Source organism: Prosthecobacter sp. (assembly GCF_044227185.1).
Taxonomy (GTDB): Bacteria; Verrucomicrobiota; Verrucomicrobiia; order Verrucomicrobiales; family Verrucomicrobiaceae; genus Prosthecobacter.
Window position 1 is genome coordinate 47267 of the sequence record NZ_JBGAFO010000009.1, and the last position, 25185, is coordinate 72451.

General features: G+C 61.7%; 25 protein-coding genes. 11 read left to right on the forward strand and 14 right to left on the reverse strand.

Annotation, left to right across the window (positions count from 1 at the left end; genetic code table 11):
• Position 1: 1 nt before the first annotated feature.
• From ACILSQ_RS20530 to ACILSQ_RS20545, 4 genes are all read right to left on the reverse strand, one after another.
• Complete coding sequence (locus ACILSQ_RS20530) at positions 2–1255, reverse strand: TolC family protein (RefSeq protein WP_395745527.1); 1254 nt, start codon at positions 1253–1255, stop codon at positions 2–4.
• Positions 1256–1369: 114 nt separating this feature from the next.
• Positions 1370–1819, reverse strand: coding sequence for a hypothetical protein (locus ACILSQ_RS20535; RefSeq protein ID WP_395745528.1), 450 nt, complete (start codon positions 1817–1819; stop codon positions 1370–1372).
• Between the two features lie 116 nt (positions 1820–1935).
• On the reverse strand, positions 1936–3126 hold the full coding sequence (locus tag ACILSQ_RS20540) for a patatin-like phospholipase family protein (RefSeq protein WP_395745529.1): 1191 nt from the start codon (positions 3124–3126) through the stop codon (positions 1936–1938).
• A 151-nt stretch (positions 3127–3277) separates the two neighbouring features.
• Positions 3278–4687: a cryptochrome/photolyase family protein gene (locus ACILSQ_RS20545; RefSeq protein WP_395745530.1), complete on the reverse strand. Its 1410-nt coding sequence runs from the start codon at positions 4685–4687 to the stop codon at positions 3278–3280.
• 161 nt (positions 4688–4848) lie between these two features.
• On the opposite strand from ACILSQ_RS20545, the gene ACILSQ_RS20550 reads away from it, so the two are divergent.
• The 6 genes from ACILSQ_RS20550 (at position 4849) to ccsA (ending at position 12610) form a co-directional block, all read left to right on the forward strand.
• A complete protein-coding gene (locus ACILSQ_RS20550; RefSeq protein WP_395745531.1) occupies positions 4849–5991 on the forward strand; it encodes a c-type cytochrome domain-containing protein in 1143 nt (380 codons plus the stop codon).
• A gap of 62 nt (positions 5992–6053) precedes the next feature.
• A complete protein-coding gene (locus ACILSQ_RS20555; RefSeq protein WP_395745532.1) occupies positions 6054–8120 on the forward strand; it encodes a leucine-rich repeat domain-containing protein in 2067 nt (688 codons plus the stop codon).
• Between the two features lie 158 nt (positions 8121–8278).
• Positions 8279–8893, forward strand: a complete 615-nt coding sequence (locus tag ACILSQ_RS20560; RefSeq protein WP_395745533.1) for a hypothetical protein — start codon at positions 8279–8281, stop codon at positions 8891–8893.
• Positions 8894–8907: 14 nt separating this feature from the next.
• The gene (locus ACILSQ_RS20565; protein WP_395745534.1) at positions 8908–9147 is read left to right on the forward strand and encodes a hypothetical protein; all 240 of its coding nucleotides are present in this window, start codon (positions 8908–8910) and stop codon (positions 9145–9147) included.
• A 23-nt stretch (positions 9148–9170) separates the two neighbouring features.
• On the forward strand, positions 9171–10472 hold the full coding sequence (locus ACILSQ_RS20570) for a cytochrome c biogenesis protein ResB (RefSeq protein ID WP_395745535.1): 1302 nt from the start codon (positions 9171–9173) through the stop codon (positions 10470–10472).
• 23 nt (positions 10473–10495) lie between these two features.
• The gene (gene ccsA / locus ACILSQ_RS20575) at positions 10496–12610 is read left to right on the forward strand and encodes a cytochrome c biogenesis protein CcsA (protein ID WP_395745536.1); all 2115 of its coding nucleotides are present in this window, start codon (positions 10496–10498) and stop codon (positions 12608–12610) included.
• Between the two features lie 621 nt (positions 12611–13231).
• On the opposite strand, the gene ACILSQ_RS20580 is transcribed toward ccsA, so the two are convergent.
• The 5 genes from ACILSQ_RS20580 to ACILSQ_RS20600 form a co-directional block, all read right to left on the reverse strand.
• Complete coding sequence (locus tag ACILSQ_RS20580; protein ID WP_395745537.1) at positions 13232–13867, reverse strand: N-acetylmuramoyl-L-alanine amidase; 636 nt, start codon at positions 13865–13867, stop codon at positions 13232–13234.
• 180 nt (positions 13868–14047) lie between these two features.
• Positions 14048–14914, reverse strand: a complete 867-nt coding sequence (locus ACILSQ_RS20585; RefSeq protein WP_395745538.1) for a type II secretion system protein — start codon at positions 14912–14914, stop codon at positions 14048–14050.
• A 289-nt stretch (positions 14915–15203) separates the two neighbouring features.
• The gene (locus ACILSQ_RS20590) at positions 15204–15908 is read right to left on the reverse strand and encodes a type II secretion system protein (protein WP_395745539.1); all 705 of its coding nucleotides are present in this window, start codon (positions 15906–15908) and stop codon (positions 15204–15206) included.
• 217 nt (positions 15909–16125) lie between these two features.
• Positions 16126–16929 (reverse strand): type II secretion system protein, encoded by an 804-nt coding sequence (locus ACILSQ_RS20595; RefSeq protein ID WP_395745540.1) that lies wholly within the window; start codon positions 16927–16929, stop codon positions 16126–16128.
• Positions 16930–17077: 148 nt separating this feature from the next.
• Entirely contained in the window at positions 17078–17896 is an 819-nt protein-coding gene (locus ACILSQ_RS20600) for an LpxI family protein (protein ID WP_395745541.1), read from the reverse strand.
• 126 nt (positions 17897–18022) lie between these two features.
• On the opposite strand from ACILSQ_RS20600, the gene ACILSQ_RS20605 reads away from it, so the two are divergent.
• A complete protein-coding gene (locus ACILSQ_RS20605) occupies positions 18023–18598 on the forward strand; it encodes a four helix bundle suffix domain-containing protein (RefSeq protein WP_395745542.1) in 576 nt (191 codons plus the stop codon).
• A gap of 20 nt (positions 18599–18618) precedes the next feature.
• On the opposite strand, the gene ACILSQ_RS20610 is transcribed toward ACILSQ_RS20605, so the two are convergent.
• Both ACILSQ_RS20610 and ACILSQ_RS20615 read right to left on the reverse strand, forming a co-directional pair.
• The gene (locus tag ACILSQ_RS20610) at positions 18619–19419 is read right to left on the reverse strand and encodes a TatD family hydrolase (protein WP_395745543.1); all 801 of its coding nucleotides are present in this window, start codon (positions 19417–19419) and stop codon (positions 18619–18621) included.
• A gap of 39 nt (positions 19420–19458) precedes the next feature.
• On the reverse strand, positions 19459–19737 hold the full coding sequence (locus tag ACILSQ_RS20615; protein WP_395745544.1) for a hypothetical protein: 279 nt from the start codon (positions 19735–19737) through the stop codon (positions 19459–19461).
• Positions 19738–19822: 85 nt separating this feature from the next.
• On the opposite strand from ACILSQ_RS20615, the gene moeB reads away from it, so the two are divergent.
• Together moeB and ACILSQ_RS20625 are read left to right on the forward strand one after the other, a co-directional pair.
• A complete protein-coding gene (gene moeB / locus ACILSQ_RS20620; RefSeq protein WP_395745545.1) occupies positions 19823–20965 on the forward strand; it encodes a molybdopterin-synthase adenylyltransferase MoeB in 1143 nt (380 codons plus the stop codon).
• The gene (locus ACILSQ_RS20625; RefSeq protein ID WP_395745546.1) at positions 20965–21159 is read left to right on the forward strand and encodes a hypothetical protein; all 195 of its coding nucleotides are present in this window, start codon (positions 20965–20967) and stop codon (positions 21157–21159) included. The genes moeB and ACILSQ_RS20625 overlap by 1 nt, the downstream gene beginning before the upstream one ends.
• 84 nt (positions 21160–21243) lie before the next feature.
• On the opposite strand, the gene ACILSQ_RS20630 is transcribed toward ACILSQ_RS20625, so the two are convergent.
• The 3 genes from ACILSQ_RS20630 to ACILSQ_RS20640 all read right to left on the reverse strand — a co-directional run bounded on the left by ACILSQ_RS20630 (position 21244) and on the right by ACILSQ_RS20640 (position 23732).
• The gene (locus ACILSQ_RS20630; RefSeq protein ID WP_395745547.1) at positions 21244–22134 is read right to left on the reverse strand and encodes an alpha/beta fold hydrolase; all 891 of its coding nucleotides are present in this window, start codon (positions 22132–22134) and stop codon (positions 21244–21246) included.
• A gap of 23 nt (positions 22135–22157) precedes the next feature.
• Positions 22158–23003: a TIGR00730 family Rossman fold protein gene (locus ACILSQ_RS20635; RefSeq protein WP_395745548.1), complete on the reverse strand. Its 846-nt coding sequence runs from the start codon at positions 23001–23003 to the stop codon at positions 22158–22160.
• A 126-nt stretch (positions 23004–23129) separates the two neighbouring features.
• Positions 23130–23732, reverse strand: a complete 603-nt coding sequence (locus ACILSQ_RS20640) for an RNA recognition motif domain-containing protein (protein ID WP_395745549.1) — start codon at positions 23730–23732, stop codon at positions 23130–23132.
• A gap of 450 nt (positions 23733–24182) precedes the next feature.
• On the opposite strand from ACILSQ_RS20640, the gene ACILSQ_RS20645 reads away from it, so the two are divergent.
• Together ACILSQ_RS20645 and ACILSQ_RS20650 are read left to right on the forward strand one after the other, a co-directional pair.
• On the forward strand, positions 24183–24428 hold the full coding sequence (locus tag ACILSQ_RS20645; protein ID WP_395745550.1) for a glutaredoxin family protein: 246 nt from the start codon (positions 24183–24185) through the stop codon (positions 24426–24428).
• A 128-nt stretch (positions 24429–24556) separates the two neighbouring features.
• Positions 24557–25174: a DUF6580 family putative transport protein gene (locus tag ACILSQ_RS20650; protein ID WP_395745551.1), complete on the forward strand. Its 618-nt coding sequence runs from the start codon at positions 24557–24559 to the stop codon at positions 25172–25174.
• Positions 25175–25185 lie beyond the last annotated feature (11 nt).

A 25185-nucleotide genomic window follows, 5' to 3' on the forward strand; every position in this document is an offset into this window, starting at 1 on the left:
ATTAAGGCAGGGGCTTGCCGGCCTCGGGTGTGACAGGGGCTGCGGGGGCGTGCTTGCCCACGGCGGCCTCATAGCGGATGCGGGCCAGGTGGAAGTCGCGCAGCGCATCCAGCGTGGAGGATTCAAGCTGGAGACGCTGATCACGGGAGCGCAGCACGGACTGCAGGTCGGCCTGGCCGGACTCATAAGCTTTCTGCATCGCGTCCATTTGCTCAGCGGCCAGAGGCAGGAGATTTTCGCGGGTTTCACGGACGATGGCGGCGTTGGTCTCCATCTCTTTGCGGGCGGTGCCGGACTCGCTGTTGATCTGGATGGCAAGGGCATCGCGCTCCAGGCGGGCGCGGTCCGCCGTGGCGGTTTTTTCGGCGATGGCTCCCTGGTTGCGGTTCCAAAAGGGCAGGGGCAGTGAAAAGCGGAAGCCGAAGTAGCCCGTGCGCACGCGTCCGGTGCCGGGGACGTCCTGCATTTCATTGGAGGCAAAAAGGCCCATCTTCACATCTTGGAGGCGGTTGGCCCGCGCCAGATTTTTGTCCGTTTCCGCCGCCATGATCTTCGTCTGCGCGAGCTGGTAGTCCGGTCGCAGCGTCCAGGTGGTGACGGTGGGAAGCACCATGGGCGGCAGATCTCCGGAGATGGTCAGCGGGTCCTCGGCTCTCAGTCCGAGCATGGGCTTGAGCTGGCCGAGGAGGCTGACGCCCTGCGCCTCCAGCAGGCGGAACTCCACGCGCAGACGCTGGGAGTCGAGGCGCACCTGCTTGGCATCCAGCGGCGAGACTTCGCCGGCCCTGGCGCGGCCTTCGGCGAAGTCGGCGAGTTTTTGCGCCAGCTCGGTCTGCTGCTGGCGCAGGTCCTTTTGCCGGGTGAGCGTGAGCAGCCGCACCACCTGCTGCTGGGCTTCGGCGATGAGCTTGCGCTCCACATCGCGGACTTCCAGTTCGGCGGCCTTTACGAGCTGCGAGGTCAGTGTTTTCTCCAGGCTCAGACGCCGCGTGAGCGGGAAGGACTGGTCAAAGGAGACGATGCCGGTCTGCGGGCTGACGCGGCTCTGATTTTGGAAGTCGTAGTTGACGGTGGGATTGCTGAGCCTGCCCGCGCCAAGCTGGCGGCCCTGCGCCTCCGCGATGGCCAGGCGGGCGGCTTTGAGCGAAGGATGATGCGAGCGCACGCGCTGGGCGACTTCCGGGAGGGACAAGGTGAGAGCCGAGGCGGCGCCGGCAAACGAGCCCAGGAGAACGAAAAGGAAAAATGCTTTCATGGAGGCGGAATGGTTTTAAGAACGCAGGCACGGAGTTTCCATGCCCAAAGGGTGAGATGGACTGCATCACAGCCGGTCAGCCATCCGTCTTGGGATGGCAGGCTGCGGAGTTTCTCAAATTCTCAAGACCAATGCGTGCGCCAGTACATGAGGCCACGGTCGCTGCGCGGCGGGCGGCGAATGCTCTGAAAGGGCTGCGGCAGCAGAGACTGCTTCAGGCAGCAAGATGGGGGCCGTCCATTCTTCCAGCGCGAGATCCATGATGATGGGAGCCGGAGCGGAATACGAAAGGGCGGGGGAGATGCTGGCGAGCAGGCTCTCAATGAGCGCCTGATGCTCGTGGGTGTCGCCATCGTGGTGCTCGTCCCCGGATTCGTAGCAGGGCTCCGCCGTTTCGTGCTCATGGCACGCGGTGGAATGGGGGCCGTGGCAGTGATCCGCAGGCGTGATCTTTTCAAAGCCGCCGCAGTCGCAGATGAAACCTCTGCCCATGCCGAAGACCTGCGCACACGCGACCAGCAGAATCGCCAGCGTGCAGAGTGTGCGTTTGAGGACGGACGGCATGACGGGGGTAAGATGGCGGAGCCGCGGACTTATTCAAATTTTTTATGTGAGCCAGGGCTGCAACATGGAGGAGCCGGCTCGCGGGATTCCATCGGTGCACGGATGGATGAATAAAATCAGACCCCGCCCGGGCGGGGGAATTTTGCGGCAGGAGCACCAGATGTGGGATAATGGCTGAGCAATGCAGCGGTGCTGATGGCGTAGCCCCAGTTGATGAGACGGTTCATGTAGCCCGCGTCCAGCTCTGCGAGGCGGGTCGGCGTCGCTGCCAGTTCATGGGCGCGGTCCGGCGCGCAAGGCAGCTCCCCGGTGGTGGGATAGCGGGTCAGATCGCTGTTGATGCTCCAGTAGGCGCCATCATGTTCTTTCCTTGCCGGATCTTTCTCATCCAAGGCATTGATGAGAGCGATTTTGCGCAAGCTGCGCACCTGATTGTCGATGAGGTCGAGCACGCGAATCGAGTGACGGGTCCAGTCTGAGTGGGGCTTTTCTTCGGGCTTGAAGGCGGCGCCAGCATCGCTCACCAGCAGTGTGCGCGAATGCTTCCATGCGGTTTCCAGGCCCATGTTGTCATAGACTCCGCCATCACTGAGCACGGCTTTCTGTGTGAATGGCTTTCTTTGCAGAGGCGCGGGTTTTTGCAAAGGTGGAAATTCGCAGCCGCTCAGGTCCAGCTCCATGGGCGAGAGAATCGGAGGGAAGGCGGAGGAGGCGGTGACAGCCTGGGCCAGCGAAGTGGTGGGCTTCGGTGTGATGCCCACCTTCCAGTCACCCATGAAAGGGCGGGAAAAACGCCACAGCGCGCCTGTCATGACGTTTGTGGCATTGATGACGAATCGGGGCCCTTCGCTGTCGAGAGGAAGATCCTGAAGGGTCGCATCGCCGAAAAGATGCTTGCGGTAGGCTTTGGTGATGTGATCGCTGATGGAATCAAAAGGATTGAGGATGCCAGCGATGACCGATCCGGCATCAATGGTTTCACCGCCCAAAGCGACAATCGGCGCGATGACTTCCGTCTCCAGATTGATTGCCACGCCATTGGCATTGAAGGCAAGCTTGTTCCATTTGAGGCCCAGCATCGCTGCGGTGATGGAGCCTCCTGACACGGAGGAGACACGGCCTAGTTTTTTGAGGGTGCCTGTTTCATTGAGCCGGATGAGGGCGCCCAGGTGGAAAATCATCGCGCGATACCCGCCGCCAGACAAACACAGTGCGATTTCTTCGCGTATTCCAGTCTCTTTTTCAAAAGGATCCGAACCAGTGCCGGCGGCAATAGGAGGAGAGGGAGGTGGAGTCGTGGTGGCCATGAAACGATTTTAAAATTAAATCTCGTTGGAAGTCAATCATCATGGTTTAATAAATAACAAAAAATCCTAATATTTAAAGCGTATGATGTTGAGGCGGAGCAACTTCGGATCGCGTGAAAAATTTTAAGCCTTAGGTGACGACGGAAACCCGTTATCTTCTCTCCCCCTTGTGCTTCGCAAAGATGGCCAGGCAGCGGTCGCGTTCGGTGTGGTGATCGACCATCGGCAATGGATAACCTTTCGCCAGAGGCAGGCCCGGCTTCGGGGGTTCGTGCAGCAGGGCGGCGGGGACGGCTTTGAGTTCGGGCACCCACTGTTTGATGTAGGTGCCGTCGGGGTCAAAACGGCGGCTTTGCAGCCAGGGGTTCTGGATGCGGAAGTAGGGGGCCGCGTCTGCGCCGGTGCCGGCGGACCACTGCCAGCCGCCGTTGTTGCTGGCGTTTTCGCCGTCCACGAGGTGCTGCATGAAAAAAGACTCCCCCATGCGCCAGTCGCAGTGCAGATCTTTGGTGAGAAACATGGCCGTGATCATGCGGAGGCGGTTGTGCATGACGCCGGTGCCTAAAAGCTGGCGCATGCCGGCGTCCACGATGGGGAATCCGGTGGTGCCGGTGGCCCAGCGCTGGAAATCATCCTCGGTGCCGGGCCAGGGGAGCCCGATCCAGTCGGGGGCAAACTCCTGCTCAAAGACCTGAGGATAGTGCCAGAGGATGGCCAGATAAAACTCCCGCCACGCAAGCTCCTTCACATAGGTCTGGACGGAGCCTTTGGCGGCTCCCTGCCCGGCCTCCATGCAGCGCTGGTAGATTTCACGGATGCTCAGCAGTCCAAAGCGCAGATCCTGGCTGAGGTGGGAGGTGGTCTGCCCGGCGGGGATGTCCCGCTCCTGGCCGTAGGCCTTCAGGATGCCCGAGTTGATGAAATGAGTGAGGCGCGCGCGCGCGGCGCGCTCTCCGGAAGGGGGGATCTCCGCGGTGCAGGCTGGCAGTTTCCAGTGCGCCAGCGTGGGCAGCGCATGGCTCTGGATTTTCTCGTCAGCAGGAGGCCCCAGGCTCGTGATGCGTCCCTGCGCAGCGGCCTTGGGCAGGTTGATCCAGTTTTTGGAGTAGGGGGTGAACACGCGGTAGGGCTGCCCGCTGCCGGTGAGCACGGCGTCTGGCTCGTGCAGCACGCGATCCTGGTGCGAATGGCACTCAATGCCCAGGCGGCGGCACATTTCCTGAACCCGGGCTTCCATGGCGCGTCCGTAGGGATCGTAGTCTCGATTGAAGTAAATCGCCTCCGTCTGGGTCTCGCGGGCGAGTTTTTCCAGCTCCTTCTCGGCGCTGCCGCAGCGCAGGATAAGCCGGCTGCCCAGGACTTCGAGGTTCTTCGCCAGCGATTCCAGGCAGCCGCAAAGAAACTGCTGCCGGTTCGGGCCCGTCCAGCCGTGGTGTTGTTTCCAGTCGCTCAGGACATACACCGGCACCACCTGTTCAGCAGCCTGGCTGGCCTGATGCAGCGCGGGGTTGTCGGTGAGACGGAGATCGCGGCGAAACCAGTGGAGGACGGTGCGGGGCATGCGGGTGGGGATAGGATAAGGCGCAGGATACGGTCAGAATCGAACAAAAGAGAGGGACAATGTTTGCAGCATCGGCCATCAGGTTAATGATGAATATTTTGCTGGGCTGGCGTTACTAGAAGCGCCATATCATCTTCCCCCCAACCCCTGAACCCGCTCCCATGTCTTCGTATTCGCCTGAAACCGACGAACCGAAATCCTTCACCGCCGCCTGGATCGCCACGGTCCTGCTCATCGTGATCTATATCATCGGCCTGCTGATCTTTCCGCCGCTGTATGAAGACCCTTCAGGCGAGGTGTCCAGCTTTGTGTTGTTCATCGGCCGCTTTCATCCCATCCTTCTGCATCTGCCGGTGGGCATCCTGGCCCTGCTGTGCCTGTTTGAGCTCATCTGCTCCACGCGGCGTGGCGAGCAGAAGTTTGGGGAGGCCTCCCTGCTGATGCTGCTCCTCGGCGCTGCGGGCGCGGAGCTGGCGGTGTTTGCCGGCATCATGCTCTCACGCGAGGGCGGGTATGCGGGCGGCAATTTCACGTTGCATCAGACCATGGCGCTGCTTGGCACCGCCGGGGTTTTGATCGCGCTGGTGATTCGTCTTGCCGCCATGGGCCGGGGGAGCTGGGAGCTGCTGAACGCCTACCGTGCGGTCTATTTCATCAGCTTTGGCATCATGGGGCTGGGGGCGCACTTCGGGGGGAACATGAGCCATGGAAACAAATTCCTCACCCAGCACGCGCCTGAGTGGCTCAAAGCCCCGATGGTGGCCATGGAAAAGTGGATGCTGGGCTTTGTGGAAAAACCCAAGCCCGAAAAGACGCCCCCGTCCGCCGACGTCAAGCCTGAGGTGAAACCCGAGGTGAAGACCGAGCCGCCGATGGACAAAGGAGGCACCCCGCCGCCTGTGACCCCGCCCGCGCCTGCACCTGCGCCAGCCGGGGGAGAAAAACTCGTTTTCCAGGATGTCATTCTGCCGATCCTGACCGCCAAGTGCAACAAGTGCCACAGTGAAGAGAAGTCGAAGGGCGACCTGCGCATGGACACCTACGAGATGGCGATGAAGGGCGGCGAGAACGGCAGCAACTTCGTGGCCGGCAACCTAAAGGACAGCCTCAGCATCTCGCGCATCATGCTGCCAGACAGCGATGACGAACACATGCCGCCGGACGGGAAGGACCAGCTCACGCCGGAGGAGATTGCCCTCTTGAAGTGGTGGGTGGAGCAGGGGGCCAGCGGCACGCAGAAGGTCAAGGACGCAAAATTCCCTGCCGAACTCCAGGCCACGGTTGATGGAATTCTGAAAGGCTAGTCCAATTCGCGCCTTTTGTTGCCTTGTTCCATTCTCCTTTCCCGCTGAAAATCTGCCCCTTCATGAAACCAACCTCCCTCCTCTTCGCCCTGGCACTCGCCCTCACCGCGCATGCCGCCGATGACAAAGCCGCCGCTGATCCCGCCGTCGCCGCCGCGATGCAGAAAGTGAACGCCAGCGGCGCTTCGCTGATGCCCGTGGCCGCCGATGCCAAGGCCTACCGTTTCACCGCGCTGAATGTGGCCAAGGAATTTGGGGACGCCGGACTCGAACCGCTGGCGCCCATCGCCGACAAGATCGCCTCGCTCGACATCGCCCGCAGCAAGGTGACGGACGGTGGACTGAAGGCTGTTGCCGGCATGAAGAACCTCAAGGAACTTCATCTCGAAGGCACGGCCATCGGTGATGCGGGGCTGGACCATCTCAAAGGCCTCACCGAGCTCGAGTACATCAATCTCTACAACACCAAGGTGACCGACGCGGGCCTCGCCAAGCTGGCCGGCCTGGGCAAGCTCAAGGCCATCTACCTCTGGCAGAGCGGCGTGACGAAGGCCGGCGTGGCCGCGCTGAAGGCCAAGCTGCCGAATGCGCACATCAACACCGGCTGGACCGCCGAGGACGATGCCAAGCCCACCGCCGTAGTGGCTGCAGCCCCACCGGCGACCGCTCCAGCCGCTGCACCCGCCAAACCCGCCGCTACACCGGCCCCTGCGGCAGCCAAGCCGGCAGCCCCCGCCGCTGCTCCTGCGGCAGCCCCCGCCGCCGGTGGAAAGCTGGACCCAGCCATCGCCGCAAAGGCGGTCATTTACCGGGACGTCGTGGCTTCGATCATGAGCGCCAAGTGCACCTCCTGCCACGGCGTGGAAAAGAAGAAGGGCAAGCTGCAGCTTCATGATTACGCCTCCATGCTCAAAGGCGGCAGCGACGGCGCCACCACGGTCATTCCGAAAAACACGAAGGACAGCCTGCTGCTCGTCCGTGCCAATCTGCCCAAGGACGACGACGACCACATGCCGCCGAGCGACGAGCCGCAGCTCACCAAGGAGGAGCTTGCCATCCTCACCTGGTGGATCGAAACCGGCGCCTCCGAGACCGCCACGGTGGCCTCTGCCAAAGCTCCGGCCAATGTCGAAAGCGCGCTGGCCGTGCTGCTGGCCAAAGGCCTGCCGAAAGCCGATGCTCCCGCCAAGGTGGCCAAGCCGAAGCCCAAGCCCCTCACCGATGCCGAGAAGAAGCAGGTGGCTGAAATCTCCGCCAAGATGCAGGCGCTGAATGCCTCCCTCATGCCGCTGGCGCAGGACACCGAGCAGCTCCGTCTCGGCGTGATCAATGCCGCCGACAAATTTGGCGACAAGGAACTCGCGCTGCTGGCGCCCATCGCCACGCAGATTCTCTGGGTGGATCTCTCCCGCAGCCAGGTCACCGATGCCGCCGCTGACACGCTAGCCAAGATGACCAATCTGGAGCGCCTGCATCTGGAGAACACCAAGGTCACTGACGCGGGCGTCGCCAAACTCGGCGCACTGCCCAATCTCGAGTACCTCAACCTCTACGGCACCAAGGTCACGGATGCCGGCATTGCCAAGCTCGCCAGCGCCAAGGATCTGAAGAAGCTCTTTGTTTGGGAAACCGGAGTGACCCAGGCCGGAGCCAAGGCGCTCGAAGGCAAGGTGCCCGGGCTCAAGGTGAACGTGGGCCTCAGCGCAGAAGAAATCGCCAAGCTCACCGCTCCGCCTCCTGCGCCGCCAGCCCCTCCTGCGCCGCCAGCCCCTCCTGCGCCCGCCAAGAAGGAAGAACCGAAAAAGACCGATGCAAAACCAGCCGCTGCACCCGCTGCGGGCAGTGACGTGATCAAGACCGTCATGAAGCAGTACCACAAAGGCGATGACGCCCTGTGCAAAAAAGTGGGCGCCACCGCCACGGATGCGGATCTGGCCGCGCTGCTCAAAGCCTACCAGGATATGTGCGCCGCCACCCCGCCGAAGGGTGACAAGGCCGCATGGGTCACGAAATGTCAGGCCCTCATCGGTGCTGTCAAAAAGGTGCAGGCAAAGGATCCTGCCGGTGTGGCCGCCTACAAGGCTGCGGTGAACTGCAAAGCCTGCCATACGGACCACAAGGGCGCGTGAACCGCGTCCCTGCCTTCGTCCTGCTCGTTCTTCTTCGTGCGTCCGCGCATCGTCGTGGCATTCGTCCAGGATGCTGCTAATCATTCCGTCCCCTCATGCGTTCCCTGTCGATGACATTTCTCCAACCATCCTGCGCGCTTCTGGCGTGCAGTTTTCTCATGGTCTCCTGCAAGCCTGCGCAGGAGCGTGAAGCCATCACCGAGTCACGGGAGATCTCCAAATACGCACCCAAGCCGCATGCGGACATCTCCAGCGCCACCCGGTTTTATGATGACGCAAGGGAGGAACCCGCGCAGCGGCCCAGCTTTCGCGATCTGCTCACCTGGACCATTCCTGAAGGGTGGACGGAGTCAACGACACCCGACCCGATGGGCATGCGCCTGCTGGACCTCCGGTTTGGACCGAATCAGGAAGGGGAGTGCTACATCTCGCTGATGCCAGGATCTGGAGGGGGGCTGGAGGCGAACGTGAACCGCTGGCGCACGCAGATGGGCCAGCCGCCCTATACGGCGGAGGAAATCGCCAGCCTGCCGAAGAAGCCCTTCTTCAACCGCGAGGCCTCATTCGTGGCCTTTGATGGCGACTTCAAGGGCTTTGGTGCCACGGAGGCCAGAACCGGCTACCGCATGCTCGGCCTCATTCATTCCGCCGACCAGGCCACCATCTTCGTGAAGCTCACCGGCCCCAAGGCGCTGGTGGAGCAAAACGCCGCCGCGTTCGACGCTTTCTGCCAGTCGATCAAGCCGAACGCCGCCATGATGAAACAACCGTGAGCCAGCCACCCGTCATGCGTCCTGGAATTCGTATCTGCACAGGCGGCATGTGCATGGTCGCCGGCATGCTGCTGCAGTTTCTGCCGGGCATCGAAGGCTGGCAGGGCTGGCAGATGCTCGCCGCCGTTTTGCTTCTGAGCGGCGGCGTCTTCTTTTACCTGGGCTGCAGGCGGGCGGCCCGTCTGGCGGAGAAGGGCTCCTACACCTCGGGAAGACGTTCCATGCATGCCAGCCGCACCGTCAGATTCGACTGACGCTTATCCTTTTTCTTCCATCCGTGACTTCACCATCTCCATCTCTTCCCGCGAAAATCTTCGCCTTTCTCTGCAGCTTTGGCCTGGCCACAACGGTGCTGTCGCTGCTGCTGCTCATCACTTTTCTGGGCACGCTGGAGCAGGCGGAGCACGGCCTGGTGGTCAGTCAGGCACGGTACTTTGAGTCCTTCTTTGTGGACCGCATTGACGTGGCCGCCTGCCTGCGCGCGCTGGCCGTGAAGGATATTGGGAAGTTCGAGCTGCCTCTCTTCATCCTCCCCGGTGGTTATACCCTGATGGCGGTGCTGTTTGTCAATCTTCTGCTGGGCGGCATCGTTCGTGTCCGCAAGTCCCCCAAGACCATCGGTGTCATCATCTCCCACTTTGCCATTTTGTTCATGATCGCCTCCGGCGCGGTCACCTATCACTTTGCGAAGGAGGGCATTCTCAGCCTGTCCGAAGGGCAGGTGAGCGATGAGTTCCAGAGCTTCCACGAGCGTGTGATCGAAATCGAAAAAGTGCCCGCGAGCGCGGACGCAAAGCGTGAGGCGCTGGTGATCGACGAGGCCTCTTTCACAGACCTGGGCGGGGCCGCCGCCAGGCGCACCTTCACGCACGCGAGCCTCCCGTTTGAGCTCACCATCAGCCAGTGGAAGCGCCACGCCGAGCCACGCCGCGTCACCGATGATCGTGGCGATGCGGTGGACGGTTATTTCGTGCAGGAACGGCCCCTGATCGATCCCAAAACCGGCCAGGCGATCGAGGATGAAAAGCTCTTCAGCGCCTGCCTGGCCACGGTGAAGGCCAAGGATGGCTCCGAGCAGAAGGGCATTCTGTGGGAGATTGCGGCGGCACCGTGGACCGTGACGGTGGAGGGGCAGAAATACCTCATCAATCTGAAGCACCGCACCTACCGCCTGCCCTTTGCCGTGCGGCTGGACAAGACGGAGGCCGAGAAACATCCCGGCACGGAGCGTGCCCGGCGCTTCACGAGCTGGGTCACAAAAATCACCAACGGCCACGAGGAAAAACGCATGGTTACCATGAACGAGCCCGTGCGCGGCGGAGGCTACGCCGTGTTTCAGAGCACCTTTGGCGACGGCATGGAGGACGGCACCGGCGTGAAGAGCAGCGGTTTCCAGATCGTGGAAAATCCCGCCGACCACTGGCCGCTCATCTCCTGCGTGGTGGTGGCGGAAGGGCTGCTGCTGCATTTCCTCATGATGCTGGCGCGCTTCATCAAGACGGAGCCCTGGCGCTTCGCCATCGGATTCACTCTTGCCTTCAATGCCGCCTTCGCCCTCGCGATGTGGAAGCTCCTGTAAGCCCCCAAACCTTGCCGACTGTCATGCCTCTTTTTCGCCTTGCCTTTCTCATCCTTCTTGCCGCCAGCGGGCGTCTCCACGCCGCCGAACTCCCGCCGCTGGAGCTGTTCCAGAACAAGGAGGTCACGGACATTTTCTCCCTCATCCCGGTGCAGGAGTCCGGCCGTATCAAGCCGCTGGAAGCCGTGGCCATGAACCGCCTGCGGAGCTTCCGCGCCCGCGCCAGCCTGTGGCTGACAGAGAACGGTGAGATGGACGGCAAGCCGCTCATTGATCCCGCCACGCAGAAGCCCATCACGCACACCGATGGCAAGAAGGTGAAGCTATCCTCCACCGAGTGGCTGCTGATGAGCTGGTTCCGCCCCGACATCGGCAGGCTGGTGCCCCTGTTCAAGGTGGACAATTCCTCCGCGATCACGGAGCTGGGCCTCACGGCCCGTGCCAAGCGGGACCAGTACTCCTTTGCGGAGATCGAGCCCGCGCGTGACCTGCTGATGCAAAAGATGGACGAGTACCGAAGCATTCCGCCCAAGCAGCAGGCGCCGGAGCAGCGCATGCTCGTGCAGCTGGCCTTGAGCTTCCTCGACTATGAAATGATGCTCGGGCATTTCGACTTCGTCCGCTCCCCTCTGGGTGGAAAGCTGGAGGAGGTGCCTGCCGGTCTGCAGCAGCCCGTGCGGTACTCGAAGAGCCTGAATACAGTGGTCAAGGCCGCGCAGGAAATCGTGGCCGCCCTGCGCAGCGGCGCCCGGACGGAGCCTCCTCCCTGGTTCAGTGCGGTCAGCCAGACCGCCCTGAACGCCATCATGAGCGGAAACTCGGAGCAGACGCTCCGCATTTTTCCTCCGGCACCCGGCGAAAACAGCAAGGTCTGGCACGGCCCGGGAGAGATCATCTTCACCGCCTTCAAAACAGGCAGGGCCGTCCCCCCGGAGCAGCTGGCGTGGCTGGGCCTGTATGAGGATGTCTATCTGGCGCTGCCGGACGCGGCCAAATTTAAGACTGCCGCGCAGACGCTGCTGACCAAGATTCAAGCGGCGGCCGCCGCCATCCACGCGGACGAGCATGTGGCGCTGGAGCGAAGTTATCTGCGCACGGACTACTTCTTCTATGCGCAGTGGTTCTTTCTGGGCGGCCTGGTGTTTGCGGTGCTGAGCTTCATTCCCAGTGCTTCTCTCATGACGCGCATCGCGTACGGCTTCATCTGCGCGGGGTTGTTTCTCTCGCTGGTGGGCACCATTCTCGGCGGCATCTGGGCGAACTACAGCTGGGGCCGCTTCTGGGGCTGGGACCCGAAGGAAAACGGCGCGCTCATGATCGTGCTGATGTGCCTGATCATCCTCCATGCGCGCCTGGGCGGTTACATTCGCGAGACGGGCCTGCATAGCTGCAATCTGGTGCTGGGCTGCATCGTGGTTTTCTCCTGGTTCGGTGTGAACCAGCTGGGCGTTGGCCTGCATGCCTATGGCTTCACTGACGGCACCTGGCCCAAGATCTATGCCTACTGGAGCAGTCAGGCCACCCTGCTGCTGCTGGGGCTGCTTGTGCTGCTGGGCGGCTGGGCGCCCAAGGAAGACGTCTTGTCAGGCTTTGTGGCAAAGCTTGGCAGGAAGATTGTGCTGGGGATTAAATTCATCGCCGTGGGGCTGTTGGTTGTGGCGACCGCATATGCAGTGATGGGTGTCACAGTCCGCTGCATCATCATGCAGCGCCCGCCGATCACCACGCTTTATGAGACGATCCTCTTCATCGGGGCTGCATGCGCGCTGTTTGGCCTCGTTGCGGAACTGATCACGCGGAAGGGCCTGGGCCTGCTGGTCTGCGGCGTGGCTGGAACAGCCTGCATGTTCCTGGCCATCCAGTTTGAGGCCTCCGAGGGCGCGGACACGATGCAGCAGCTTCAGGCCGTGCTGATCACCAATTTCTGGCTGTCCACCCACGTGCCATTGATCAATCTGGGCTATGCGGCCTGCATGGTGGCGGCGCTGATCTCCCAGTTCTTTTTCCTGCTTAAGATCGCCTCTTGTGCGGCGGTGCAGCTGGGCATCGTCCGTCGTGCTCCGGCCCAGCCACCAGAAACAGCTCAGGCCGAGGCGGCGATGGAGGCTGAAGGCGGTGGCGTGGTGAAGCCCGGGTGAGGAGGAAGAAGACAGGGGCCTGGCCAGCTCGGCACTCACTCGCTCCTGCTGGGCGCACCCTTTGGGGGGCAGCCTCGCTCTGTTTTGAACAAGACAGGGGGGCTTATAGCGTTTTCCAAAACGGATTTCCGGTCAGCGGCGCGTGGAGACGTTCGGCGGAGGCTGGAGGACCAGCCTTTCTACCTCGCTGCAGGCATGCGAGTGCCCAGCGCAGGTAGGGCTGGCTGTCCTCAGCCAGCCGCCGTCGAAGCCCATGATCCGCGATCAAGAAACAGCCCGCTAAACGGAAATGAGTTTTGCGAACCGCTATAGACCCAAGCGTCTTTGAAAACAGGTCTGCATTCCTGCGGCGGCAGGCAGGTCACTCAGGCGAACAACACGGCGCTCCGGCCGTAGGGCGGTCGTGTTTGGCGGCAAAGGCTTTCTCATGCTCTGTCACATCCTCCGCCAAACCGCCCGGCTGCGAGGACATTCATACGCCAGGATGTTTGCCGTACGCTCACAGACGGGCGGGCTTCGCCACGACCGTCCTACGACACCTGCGTCTGCATGGCATTTTCCATCCGAAGAAGACTCTCTGCTGCGGATCCTGGACAGACTCATTTTCAACTGCGCGTGGTCTTACTTCGACTTCCTGAAAGCGATGATGCCCTGGGCGATGCCTTCGGCGATCTTGGCGCGGAACTCGCCCGTCAGCATGCGGGCGCGTTCGGTGGAATTGCTGACGAATCCGCACTCAATGAGCACGGCGGGGTTCTTGGTGGTGGCGCGGATGACGTGAAAGTTCGCGCTCTTCACGCCGCGGTTCGTCATGCCCGTGCGCTGCACCAGATAGGCCTGGATGTAGGCCGCCAGCATATAGCTGGAGGAAAAGTGGTAGTAAGACTCCGCGCCGGCACCACTGCCGCCGCGGTTGTAGTTGTAGTGGATGCTGACGAAGATGGCGTTGCCGCGGCTGTTGCCCAGCGCGGAGCGGTCCTGCAGGGGAATGAAGACGTCCCGGCTGCGAGACATGATGACCTTGAGGCCCTCCCGTCTGAGGAGCTGCTCCACGCGGCGGGCGGTGTCCAGGGCCAGGTGCTTTTCATACACGTAGCCGATGGCGGCGCCGCGGTCGTGCGCGCCGTGGCCGGGATCAAGAATGACGGTGTCAAAGGCCTGGGCTGTGCTCGTCAGCAGGAACACCGCCACCGCAGCCCGGCAAACACCAAAAAACAGGCGCTTGAAAGCATGGCGAGGAAGGGGGAAAGTCGGCATGTGATTCGGGGGGAGAGGGGGCGGGATGCGCAGGGACATCCAGCCAAGTTCAGCAGCGGTACAGTAATCGAAGATGCCGGGAAAGGGTCAAGTGGTTTGCCCGCAAACCTTCGGCGCAAAACGCAAAAAAAAACCGCCGGATGAGACTCATCCGGCGGCATTGATTCTCTCACGCTTGGCTTACTGGCCGAGCTGGGAAGGCGGCAGGCCGCCAGGGGCCGGGGCGCCAGGTGCGGCAGGAGGCACTCCGTAGGGGGAGGGAGGTGGCATGCCTGGCTGGGCACCGAAGGGAGCCGGGGCCTGGCCGGGGTAGCCGCCGCCATAACCACCCGCACCACCGTTCATCATTTCAGCACCGCCAAACACCACCGGCAGAATGCGCTGGGGGATGTTGTTGGCAGCCTGGGTGAAGGCGTCCATGCCGCCTGTCATGATTTTCGGGCCCACCATGCCGCGCTTGCCGCTGAGTTTTTCCACCGCCACGCTGCCGTCATTGCGGCCGATGATCACGGCGCCACCGGTCCAGGTGCGGCCGGGCTTGACCTGGCCTGCCAGGTCCGCATTCCACTGCGGAGGCCAGCCGATGGAGGCCGGATTTTCAAAGACGACGGGCATGTTGCCCGGGGTGGTGTCGGTCTGGCCGGCCGTCATCGCCCAGTGGTTTTCACCGGGAAGGAGGGCCTGAGCGTAGTTCGGCGGCTGGCCGATGTTGTTGTCCGGGTTGTAGCCGGCGGGGCAGCCGAAGATGCGCTCGTCGGTCACGATCTGCTCCTGGATCATGAAGCGGAAGGCGTCATTGGCGTTCTGGGCGGTGCTGCCCGTGAGGGGGTTGGGCACCGAGTCAGGATACTGGCTGTTGTTGTCCTTGGAGAACTGCTTGAGCGACATGATGATCTGCTTGCAGTTGTTGACACCTTTCATCTGGTTTCCCTGCGTCTGGACCATGGTGAAGGCGGGCACGGCCAGGCTCGCGAGAATGGCGATGATCGTGATCACCACCAGCAGCTCGATCAGAGTGAAGGCGTGGTTTTTTCGTTTCGTTTTCATTGGATGCGTATGTTTTTTTATGGGTTGGTTATGATGTTATGCGGAGACCGGAATTAATCGGTACACCGCTGATTAGACCCAACCGGGTGCGGAAATGCGAGAAAAAAATAAAGGCATCCAAAGCACAAACCGGCTCCGTAGGGAGACCGGCTGGCTGCGTGGAGTGTCTGCAGGCTTCCTGGAGCAGTGGTGGGGGAGGCCGACCAAGCGGGAGCCGGTGAAGCATAGGGCATACCCGCAAGGCCGGTGGAAGGTGGGCAGGCTGGTGGCACTGACTCCAGCTCCATGATTACGGGGCCTCGCCAAGAACCACAGGCAGGACTCGCTCCGGCAGCCCCTGCGAGGCCTGGGTGAAAATGTCGAGTCCTCCGGGCATGACTTTCGGACCGACCTTGCCTTTGTCGCCAGCCAAAGCTTCGACAGCGACGCTGCCGTCGTTGCGACCGATGATGATCTGGCTGCCTGGCCAGGTGCGACCGGGCTGGATCTGGCCCGCGACGTCAGCATTCCACTGCGGTGGCCAGGCGATGGAGGCAGGATTTTCAAACACCAGGGGCATGCTGCCCACCGATGTGTCCTTCTGGCCGGCAGTCAGGGACCAGTGGTTTTCACCGGGCATCAGGGCATTGCCATAGTCTGGGGCCCGGCCGATGTTATTGTCTGGATTGTATCCGAGAGGGCAGCCGAAGATGCGCTCATCGGTCACGATCTGCTCCTGGATCAGGAAGCGGAAGGCGTCATTGGCGTTCTGTGCCATGGGGATTCCTGTCACAGGGTTTTCCACAGAGTCTGGATAAAGGCTGTTGTGGTCTTTGGAGAACATCTTTAGCGAGAGGATGATTTGCTTGCAGTTGTTGACCCCTTTCATCTGAAATTCCTGAACCTGGACCATGGTGGTGTAGGCAGGCACAGCCAAGCCCGCGAGAATGGCGATAATCGTGATGGCCACCAGCAGCTCGATCAGAGTGAAGGCGGGGTTGCGTTTCGTTTTCATGGGAGTGTATGTTTTTTTGTTGGTGGGGTGGGTGTTCTGCCGGTGTCGCAATTAAATAATTGACGTGTGATTAGAGGAAAATAGCCGCAGGAAGGCGAGAAAAAAGGTGGGGGCCGGAAGATGCCTGGAAAGCGGAGGTCGCGCGTGCAAACCCAATCATCAAAAAGCCGCCGGATGCAGGGCATCCGGCGGCCGTGGAGTATCATCTCAGGCTGGATTATTGCTGGGCCAGGGGCGAAACCGGCAAGCCACCAGGAGCGCGTTCAGGAGATGGAGGCGCTGGAGGCGGGAGGGGATCAATGGGAGGTGTGCCTCTGTAAGTCGGCACGCCATTGCCGAAAACCACAGGAAGGACGCGCTGCGCGACTCCCTCGGAGGCCTGCGTGAACAGGTTGACCCCGCCGGCCATCATTTTGGGACCCACCATGCCTTTGGTGTCTGCCAGAGTTTCGACGGTGACGCTGCCATCATTGCGACCAATGATGATCTTGCCACCGTACCAGGTGCGGCCAGGAGTGACCTGACCTGCCACACTCGCATTCCACTGCGGCGGCCAGCTCGGGATGGCGGGGTTTTCATACACGAGGGGCATGCTGCCCGCCGTGGCGTCCGTCTGGTTGGCCGTGATGGCCCAGTGGTTTTCACCCGGCATCAACGCAGTGGCGTAGTTGGGACCCTGACCGATGCTGCCATCCGGATTGAATCCGGCGGGGCAGCCAAAGATGCGCTCATCGGCCACTATCTTTTCCTGGATCAGGAAGCGGAAGGCGTCATTCGCGTTCTGGGCCGGGCTGCCGGTCAGCGGGTTGGGCACTGAGTCGGGGTACTGGCTGTTATGGTCCTTCGCGAACAGCTTCATCGAGGCGATGATCTGTCTGGCGTTGTTGACGCCGCTGGTCTGATTGGCCATCCTCTGAATCACGTTGTAGGTGGGAACGGCCAATCCCGCGAGAATCGCGATGATCGTGATCACCACCAACAACTCGATCAGAGTGAAGGCGTGTTTTCTTTTCGTTTTCATGTTATGTGTTTTATCTATCGTTTGGTTTATTATGTTATGTGAACAGCGGAATAATCCCGCTATCCGCCAGTATTAAACCGGAACGCAGTCTGAAATACGAGACAAGAATCGTGCCGTCCGAGAGGCGGTGGCGTGCGTATGGGAAAACCTACGCCAGCGCCAGCAGGGTCACTTTGGCCTCCTGGCAGAGCCGGAAAACCTCGTCTTTCCCCAGAAGCAGAGTCATGCCTGCCTCCACCGCGATCACATCCACCCCGGCTCCCGCCGCCGTCCGGATCGTCTCCGGGCCCACCACGGGTACGTCAAAGCGCATGTCCTGATCCGGCTTGGAGACCTTGACCATCGTCGCCCCGCCGCGCCCCAGGGCGCCCCCGCGTTTGACCGCCTCATTGGTGCCCTCAAAGGCCTCCACCGCGAGAACGGTGCCGTTTTTCACCACCACCGTCTGGCCGATGTCCAGCCGGCTGCTCTCCTTGGCGATCTTGAAACCGTATTCCGCGTCCTCCTGCCGCCGCTTCTTGACCTGGGGTCCCGCCACGTGCCCCGCCTTGGGCATGAGGTCTTCTAGAAACGTAGTCGCTGGCAGCAGGGTGATGCCATCCTTCTCCAGCTCCTTGGCGATGCCGCCAAACAGCGTCTCGGCATTCCGCTGCTTGAGCTTTGCCATCATGATGAGCGTGCGGAAGTCCGGGCGCAGGTCGAAGAGGTTCTTCGGCGCGATCTGCCCGACCATCACCGTCTGCGTCACGCCCTGCTTTTTGAAAAAGGAGATCATCTTCCCGAGCTGCCCCACGCGGAACCACTCGATGGCATCCACCATGGCCGCCAGCTCCGGCTTCGTCTCATTGATGAAGGCCGCCGCCACCAGCTTTTTGACTCCGGCGCGACGTGCCGCCACCACGAAGGTTTCCGGGTAGATGCCGTTTCCAGCAATGAGGGCGATGGTGTCGGGATTGGGGGCGGTCATTCGAGGAGCGGGAGTGGAGACAGGCAATGGAGAAAGGACAGAAAGGACTTAAAGGACAAAAAGGACGAAGGCCATGCGAAGTTTGGTCTTGTCCTTTAAGTCTTTTTTGTCTTTTCTGTCCTTCTCATGCCCCCTGATGACTCTCCAGGTTTCCTCCCGCCGCATGGTGGCTATGAGAAGCTGCTTTCTTACCAGAAGGCTCTGATTGTGTTTGATGGGACCGTGTTCTTCACGAGAAAATGGCTGCCCAAATACGGAGACAGGACGGTTGATCAGATGGTGCAGGCGGCGCGATCTGGAAAGCAGAACATCGTGGAGGGAAGCGAGGCTTCCGGCACGTCCAAGGAGATGGAGATCAATCTAACGAACGCAGCCCGCCACAGTCAGGGCGAACTGAAGGAAGACTATCAGGATTTCCTGCGGACACGAGGCCTGTTAGAATGGCCCGCTGCACACCGCTATGCGCGACGCTTGCGTGAGCTGAACCGGCTGCCGGGAACGACCTATGCGGACTTCCAAAAAGGCATCGAAAGCGAAGAGCCGGAGATCGCTGCAAATGTGATGCTCGGACTCGTGAAGGTCGCGCATTACCTGCTGGGGAGGCAGATCAAGGCACTGGAGCAGGTGTTTTTAAAAGAAGGCGGCATGCGAGAACGGATGACGAGAACGAGGCTGGCAGTCAGAGCCAGATCGAAAGGGTAAATAACCAGCAGCCATTCACCTCACAGCTTAAACTTCCCGCACTGCCCCATAAACGCCCGAGGATTATCCCACGCCACGCGCTGGATCATCTCGCTGCTCCATCCCCGCTGCCGCATGGCCTGCATGGTTTTCGGCACGGCCAGGGGGTCGCTAACGCCCCAGTCGCAGGCGCTGTTCATCCAGATGCGTTCGGCGTGGCGCTGCTCCAGCATGTCGATCGCCCGGTTCGGCGTGCATTTGCTCTCGGGGTACAGCGTGATGCCGGCCCAGAAACCGTGGTCCAGCACATAGTCAATCGTGTGCTCCTCCACATGGTCAATGATCACCCGCTCCGGCTTGATCTTGGGGAAGTTTTTCAGCGCATCGACGATGAGGCGCGTGCCCTTGAGCTTGTCCTCCAGATGCGGCGTGTGGATGAGCACCAGCGCGTCGTGGTCCTGCGCCACCTGCACATGCTGCTCGAAGATTTTCAGCTCGTTGCGGCTGTTCTTGTTCAGGCCGATCTCGCCGATGCCGAGCACGCCGGGCTTGTCGATGAACTGGGGGATCAGTGCAATCACATCGTCCGCCAGTTCCAAATCCTCCGCCTCCTTCGGATTGATGCACAGCCAGCAGTAATGCTGGATGCCAAACTTTGCCGCACGCTTCGGCTCATATTCGGTGATCTGCCGGAAGTAGTCATAGAAGCCGTCGGCGCTGGCGCGGTCAAAGCCGGCCCAAAACGCGGGCTCGCAAATGGCCTGGCAGCCAGCGATGGCCATGCGCTCGTAGTCATCCGTGGTACGGCTGACCATGTGGCCGTGGGGTTCGATGTAGTTCATCCAGTCGCAGTTCCAAGTTTCAGGTTTAAAGTTTCAAGTTCAGCCTTTGAACGCTCCGATGGCTCCTTGCATCGTCGCTTTCGCGATCGGCTCCGTACTAGGGTCACTAAAGCTCAACAGCACCTCTTTGGCACGGTGCGGCTGCTCCTGAGCGAGGAGGGCCAGGGCGTTTTTCAGGGCCTGGACACGAAAGTCGCCGTCCTGGCCGGCACGCTGGACGCGGTCGAGGAAGGCGGCGAGGTCGATGAGCTTCGAACGCGAGTCCATGAAGCCCAGATCGACCAGATTGACTTGGGTTGGGGGAGTCCAATCAGGCATGACAAGGGAGAGTGTATGCGCCTGAGGCATCATCGCAACCGCTGGATCATTGCACTGGCGATTCTGCATGCCATGGTGGGGGCTCATGCCTGACCTCAACCCTGACGAACTGCGCCGCTACGCGCGCCACCTGGCGATTCCCGAATTTGGGATCGAGGGCCAGCGCAAGCTGAAGGCCGCCCGGGTACTGTGCATCGGGGCAGGGGGGCTGGGCTCGCCCATCACGATGTATCTGGCGGCGGCGGGCATCGGCGGACTGGGCCTGGTGGACGCGGATGTGGTGGAGATCACCAATCTGCAGCGCCAGATTCTCTTCGGACAAAAAGACCTGGGCCGCAAAAAGCTCGAAGCCGCGCGTGACCGGCTGGCGGACATCAATCCGCACGTGGATATCCAGGTTTACCCCGAGCTGTTCACCGCAGCGAACGCCAAGCGCATGGCGGCAGACTATGACGTCATCATTGATGGCACGGACAATTTCCCCACGCGCTACCTGAGCAATGACGTGGCCGTGTGGCTGCGCAAACCGAACGTCTATGGCAGCATCCTGCGCTTTGATGGCCAGGTGGGTGTTTTTGCCCCGCATCTGGGCGCGCCCTGCTACCGCTGCATGTGCCCGCAGCCGCCGCCGCCGGGGCTGGTGCCTTCCTGTGCGGAGGGTGGAGTGCTGGGTGTGCTGCCGGGTCTGATCGGCACTCTGCAGGCGCTGGAGGCCATCAAGATCATCACCGGCACCGGCCAGCCACTGCTGGGCAAGCTGCTGCATGTGGACACCCTGAGCATGCGCTTCCGCACGCTGAACCTGCGCCGCGACCCGGCCTGCCCCGTTTGCGGCGACCACCCCACCATCACCGAACCCATCGACTACCAGGGCTTCTGCGGCATTCCCGCCGCGCAGGCTGCTCCAGATGTTCCCACCATGACCGTTCACGAACTCAAACAGCTCCGCGATGCCGGAGACAATCATTTCCTGCTGGATGTACGCGAGCCGCACGAGCAGAGCATTTCCCGCATTGAGGGCTCGGTGCTCATTCCCCTCGGCGAACTCGAAAACCGCACGGCCGAACTTCCCCGCGACAAGCGCATTCTCGTCCACTGCAAAAGCGGCGGCCGCAGCGCGCGCGCCGTCAGCAAACTGCGCGAACACGGCTTTGAAAATGTCTGGAACATCTCGGGCGGCATCATCGCCTGGGCACGTGAGATCGACCCCACCATGGCTGAATACTGATGCAAAGCGAAACCGACTGGCTCGATGATTTTCTCCCCCTGATGCGCTGCCCGGACACGCACCAGCCCCTGCGGCGCGCCACACCGGAGGAATGCGCCATGAATCAAGTCACCGCGGCCCTGGCCACGGAGGACGGCACGCGGGTATTTGTCATTGATGACGGCATTCCGATCCTGCTGCCGAAGCAGGGGTAAATCCCGCAAGACAATACTGGGAGCGCCGGTTTTTAACCGGCTCTGGAAGCTCCGCCGCAGAAAAGCGGCAATGACCGGCTCCCGTTACGCCACCTTCAGCCCCGGCGCTTCCTTCTGCAGCGCGGCGGTGATGATCCGCTCCGCGTGTGTGATGGGCAGGGAGTAGTGGCCGTCGGTTTCAGACCAGTGAGTTTCCGCCTGGGGGATGAGCTGCGCGATCTGCTGCGTGTAGGTCCAGGCAATGTTGCGGTCCTGCTTGCCGTGCCAGAAGCGGATGGGGAAATTGATCTGGCTGACTTCAAAGCCCCATTCGCTGAGGTAGATGTCCGCATCGGCGATGACGCTGCGTGCGCCGCGGTCCAGCGCCCCGAGGGTGGCGTCCCGCACCACATCATAAATGCCGGGCTGCAGCAGCACACGGCGGTCTTCGGTGCCCAGCAGTTTCATGAGCCAGCGCAGCGGGGCTTTTTCCGGGTTTCCCTTCGCCGTCATTCCGCCCAGGCGCAGCACCGCGCCGAGAATCGTGGGAAAGAAATGCCGCAGTTGGATCATGAAGCGGTACAGCCAGAACATCTCGCGGTCTCCCAGAAACTTCAGCGGAGGCGCACCGCAGATGATGCTGGCGGAGAGCAGGCGCTTCGGCAGTGCCAGCGCCGTCACCAGCACGTAGGGGCCGCCGCCAGACCAGCCGATGACGTGGTAGTTGTCCGCACCCACATGTGCGGCCAGCTGGGTGAGCGTCTCCGGCCAGTCGGCCAGGCCGCGGCCGGGCTGAAAGTCAGACAGGCCGATGCCGGGGCGGTCAGGGCAGATGAGGCGCATGCCATGTTTTTTGGCATGCTCATGAAACAGCGAGCCCTGCACCCGTGACGAAGGCCAGCCGTGAAAGTAGAAGGCCACCTCCCCGCGCGGATCGCCATACTCGCAATAGCCCAGCTTCAGGCCGTTGGAGAGGATGAGCGTGTGGTCGGACATGCGGGGGCAGGCAGTGTGGAGTTTCAATGCGCGCCTTCAAGCGGCTTTTCTCCCAGCAGCGTGCTGCTCGCGGGAATGTGATGACGGCGCAGGCCGAACTGCTTCACGGCCTTGTCCTGCAGGTGGGCCACCGCCTCGTCCACGGAGTCGGTCCACTTGATCAGGTCCAGATCCTCCGGGCTGATGGTGGCCCCTTTGAGCATGTGGTCCATGAAATGGCGCATCTCCGGCCAGAAATCACTGCCCATGATGACAATGGGGAAGCTCTTGAGCTTCTTGGTCTGGATCAGCGTCAGCGCCTCAAACATCTCGTCCATGGTGCCAAAGCCCCCCGGCATGATGACGAAGCCATAGCTGTATTTGATCAGCAGCGTCTTGCGCACAAAGAAATGCTCCATGGTCACCCAGCGGTCGAGATAGGGGTTGTGAATTTGCTCGAAAGGAAGCCGGATGTTGCAGCCGACACTCCGTCCTCCAGCATCTTTTGCGCCACGATTCGCAGCTTCCATGATTCCAGGGCCGCCGCCTGTCAGGACGGTGAAGCCCATCTCCGCAATGGCCCTGCCCATGTCCCGCGCCAGTTTGTAGTAGGGATGGTTCTCCTGAAAGCGGGCGGAGCCAAACACGGTGATGCATGGCCCCACAAAGTGCAGGGCGCGAAAGCCCAGAATGAAATCCTTCGCCACGCTGTAGAGCAGTTGCAGGTCACGCAGACGCCGGTTCGGGCCGCCCAGAAGCGCGCGGTCCTCCAGTTGATTGCAGAATTTTTCGTCGGCATGGATCTCTGCCGGAGAGGCTTGGGTGACGGGGGCGCTGGTCGTCACTGTCCCGGGTTCCGGTTCCCGGTCGAGTAGAATGGGGGATGGCATGGTTGGTTTGATATGTTGGAAGGAGGACGCGGCGCTTTTGTTCACCGTGTTGCAGGATTTCTGCACCGCGCGCAAAAAAAAGCCCGCAGGTCCGTCGGGAACCTGCGGGCGTAGTGAATGAAAGACTCAGGCGGCCTGAGCTTCTTCAGGAGAGGGCGCGCCGGAGTCATCGCTGCCCCGGGTGTTGGGCTTGGCGCCGCTGAGCTGCAGCGGGCGGCCCATGAAATCCTTGCCGCTGAGTTCCTGCACCGCGCGGCGGGCTTCCTCCACGCTGCCCATGGTCACAAAGGCGAAACCCTTGGAGCGCTGCGTGCGGCTGTTGACCACGACCTCGGCATTTTTCACCGCGCCGACGCCGTTGAAGAGTTCAAACAGATCGCTTTCCGTGGCGTCGTAAGACAGATTGCCGACGTAGAGGCGGTCCGTGGTGATGTCCGCCGGATTCACCGCGGCAGGAGCTTCGCGGCGCTGGCGGGGTTCGCGCTGCGGGCGCGGATTGTCATTGGTGGAGCGGGGGACGGAGCTGCTGCGTTCCGCCTGCGGGCGGCTCTTCGCCTTGGACTGGCCGAGGCCGAAGAAGCCCAGGATTTTCTGGAAGAACGAAGGGGCGTTGCGGGTTTCGCGGTTTCCTTCACGGGTGGGGCGTGGGCCTTCAGGACGGGGGCCACGTGAGCGGTTGCGGTTGCGGCGGCGGTTGCCTCCGCCATTGCGATTGGGGTAGTCGGACATGTTCTGAGTTTTCGTAGGGGTGGGTTGCGGGTGCGAGCAGGGCCGGGATGCTGGAGGGGGCGGCGGGCGGGAACGGGCGGCTTGCCTCTTCCACGGGTCCGCGGCACGCGGCGGGCCGCACCTGCGGCCTGCCACAGCACCACCACGGGCTGCTGCGGTTTTCAAAGCCGGGCCGCATGGGCCCTGCCGGCTCAAAAGTCACACCAGCGCACTCTTGCAGCACGCTGGAGATTTCTTTCGGGCGTTCCATCCGCTGGAACGGTTCCTGCTGCGCAGTCTGGGGTCGAAGATGGCGCATGGGGAGTTGGCGTTCAAAGGGACGGGCTTCGGAGCACTGAATGAATTCGCTCTGAAAACAGCGCATGGATTCTAAGCAGGGCAGGGGGGTGGTCAACCGCGAATCACGCATGCATCACTTGCCCTGCGCCGGCTTTCACGCATCATGAGCCCATGGTCAAACCCATCGTTTACGTCAAAACCGGCTGCCCGTGGTGCGAGGAAGTCACCGAGTATCTCGACGCCCGCCACATTGATTATGAGCTCGTCACGGTCTCCGGCAATCGTGAGGCCATGCAGGCCATGATGGACCTCAGCGGCCAGAGCAAGGCCCCCACCATGGACTGGGACGGCGAAGTCCTGGCCGATTTCGGCGTGGACGAGCTGGTGCCTTTCCTGCGAAAAAAAGGCCTCGCCTAGCGAATTGACAGCTTCCCCAGTCGGCAGCCGCCTCCCGTCCAAATCATAAATCATAAATCATAAATCGTAAATCATAAATGCCTGGCCGCTCTCCTTGCCTTGAGCCCCAGCCCCTGCATCTTCCCCCCATGACCTCCCCCGACTCCCGTTCTCCCTCCCGTGCCTTCCTGCTGCCGCTCGTGCTGCTGATCGCCGCCGCCGCGTTTCGCTGGGCCAAGCTGAAAGGTTACGTCACCCTTGAGGTGCTGGAAAACTTCACTCCATGGATGGCGCTGGCCTTCACCGGCACGCTGGTCTTTTCCAAGCGCGTCTCCTTCCTGCTCATCCCGCTGCTGCTCATGGCCATTGATGCCTCCGCCACAGGCGTGAAGTCCGTGCTGCACTGGGAGGCGCTGGCGGTGTACCCCTGCTTTGCCATCGCCGCCCTGCTGGCCAGCCGCTGGCGTGGGCAGACGGGCCTGCTCGGCAGCCTGCTGGGCGTGGCCGGCTGCTCCCTGGCCTTTTACCTCATCACCAACACCGTCTCCTGGTTCAGCAATCCCGTCTCCGCCTATTCAAAGGATCTCGCGGGCTGGGTCCAGGCCCTCACCACCGGCGAGCCAGGGCACCTCCCCTCCTGGTGGTTCCTGCGCAATTCGCTCATGAGTGACCTCGCTTTCAGCCTGCTGCTTCTGGCGGCTTACAACACCGAAGCCGCTTTCCGCCGGGTGCAGCGCATTCCGCTGCGCCAGCCGGTGGCGGCCTGATCATCATCTTT

Excerpts from the sequence above, each read along its gene's own strand:
- ACILSQ_RS20530 (WP_395745527.1), bottom strand. The coding sequence starts at position 1,255 with ATGAAAGCATTTTTCCTTTTCGTTCTCCTGGGCTCGTTTGCCGGCGCC.
- ACILSQ_RS20560 (WP_395745533.1), top strand. The coding sequence starts at position 8,279 with ATGGTCTCCTGCAAGCCTGCGCAGGAGCGTGAAGCCATCACCGAGTCA.
- moeB (WP_395745545.1), top strand. The coding sequence starts at position 19,823 with ATGCCTGACCTCAACCCTGACGAACTGCGCCGCTACGCGCGCCACCTG.
- ACILSQ_RS20595 (WP_395745540.1), bottom strand. The coding sequence starts at position 16,929 with ATGAAAACGAAAAGAAAACACGCCTTCACTCTGATCGAGTTGTTGGTG.
- ACILSQ_RS20555 (WP_395745532.1), top strand. The coding sequence starts at position 6,054 with ATGAAACCAACCTCCCTCCTCTTCGCCCTGGCACTCGCCCTCACCGCG.
- ACILSQ_RS20550 (WP_395745531.1), top strand. The coding sequence starts at position 4,849 with ATGTCTTCGTATTCGCCTGAAACCGACGAACCGAAATCCTTCACCGCC.
- ACILSQ_RS20535 (WP_395745528.1), bottom strand. The coding sequence starts at position 1,819 with ATGCCGTCCGTCCTCAAACGCACACTCTGCACGCTGGCGATTCTGCTG.
- ACILSQ_RS20600 (WP_395745541.1), bottom strand. The coding sequence starts at position 17,896 with ATGACCGCCCCCAATCCCGACACCATCGCCCTCATTGCTGGAAACGGC.
- ACILSQ_RS20580 (WP_395745537.1), bottom strand. The coding sequence starts at position 13,867 with ATGCCGACTTTCCCCCTTCCTCGCCATGCTTTCAAGCGCCTGTTTTTT.
- ACILSQ_RS20565 (WP_395745534.1), top strand. The coding sequence starts at position 8,908 with ATGCGTCCTGGAATTCGTATCTGCACAGGCGGCATGTGCATGGTCGCC.
- ACILSQ_RS20590 (WP_395745539.1), bottom strand. The coding sequence starts at position 15,908 with ATGAAAACGAAACGCAACCCCGCCTTCACTCTGATCGAGCTGCTGGTG.
- ACILSQ_RS20630 (WP_395745547.1), bottom strand. The coding sequence starts at position 22,134 with ATGTCCGACCACACGCTCATCCTCTCCAACGGCCTGAAGCTGGGCTAT.
- ACILSQ_RS20645 (WP_395745550.1), top strand. The coding sequence starts at position 24,183 with ATGGTCAAACCCATCGTTTACGTCAAAACCGGCTGCCCGTGGTGCGAG.
- ccsA (WP_395745536.1), top strand. The coding sequence starts at position 10,496 with ATGCCTCTTTTTCGCCTTGCCTTTCTCATCCTTCTTGCCGCCAGCGGG.
- ACILSQ_RS20650 (WP_395745551.1), top strand. The coding sequence starts at position 24,557 with ATGACCTCCCCCGACTCCCGTTCTCCCTCCCGTGCCTTCCTGCTGCCG.
- ACILSQ_RS20640 (WP_395745549.1), bottom strand. The coding sequence starts at position 23,732 with ATGTCCGACTACCCCAATCGCAATGGCGGAGGCAACCGCCGCCGCAAC.
- ACILSQ_RS20540 (WP_395745529.1), bottom strand. The coding sequence starts at position 3,126 with ATGGCCACCACGACTCCACCTCCCTCTCCTCCTATTGCCGCCGGCACT.
- ACILSQ_RS20585 (WP_395745538.1), bottom strand. The coding sequence starts at position 14,914 with ATGAAAACGAAACGAAAAAACCACGCCTTCACTCTGATCGAGCTGCTG.
- ACILSQ_RS20545 (WP_395745530.1), bottom strand. The coding sequence starts at position 4,687 with ATGCCCCGCACCGTCCTCCACTGGTTTCGCCGCGATCTCCGTCTCACC.
- ACILSQ_RS20625 (WP_395745546.1), top strand. The coding sequence starts at position 20,965 with ATGCAAAGCGAAACCGACTGGCTCGATGATTTTCTCCCCCTGATGCGC.
- ACILSQ_RS20615 (WP_395745544.1), bottom strand. The coding sequence starts at position 19,737 with ATGCCTGATTGGACTCCCCCAACCCAAGTCAATCTGGTCGATCTGGGC.
- ACILSQ_RS20635 (WP_395745548.1), bottom strand. The coding sequence starts at position 23,003 with ATGCCATCCCCCATTCTACTCGACCGGGAACCGGAACCCGGGACAGTG.
- ACILSQ_RS20605 (WP_395745542.1), top strand. The coding sequence starts at position 18,023 with ATGCCCCCTGATGACTCTCCAGGTTTCCTCCCGCCGCATGGTGGCTAT.
- ACILSQ_RS20610 (WP_395745543.1), bottom strand. The coding sequence starts at position 19,419 with ATGAACTACATCGAACCCCACGGCCACATGGTCAGCCGTACCACGGAT.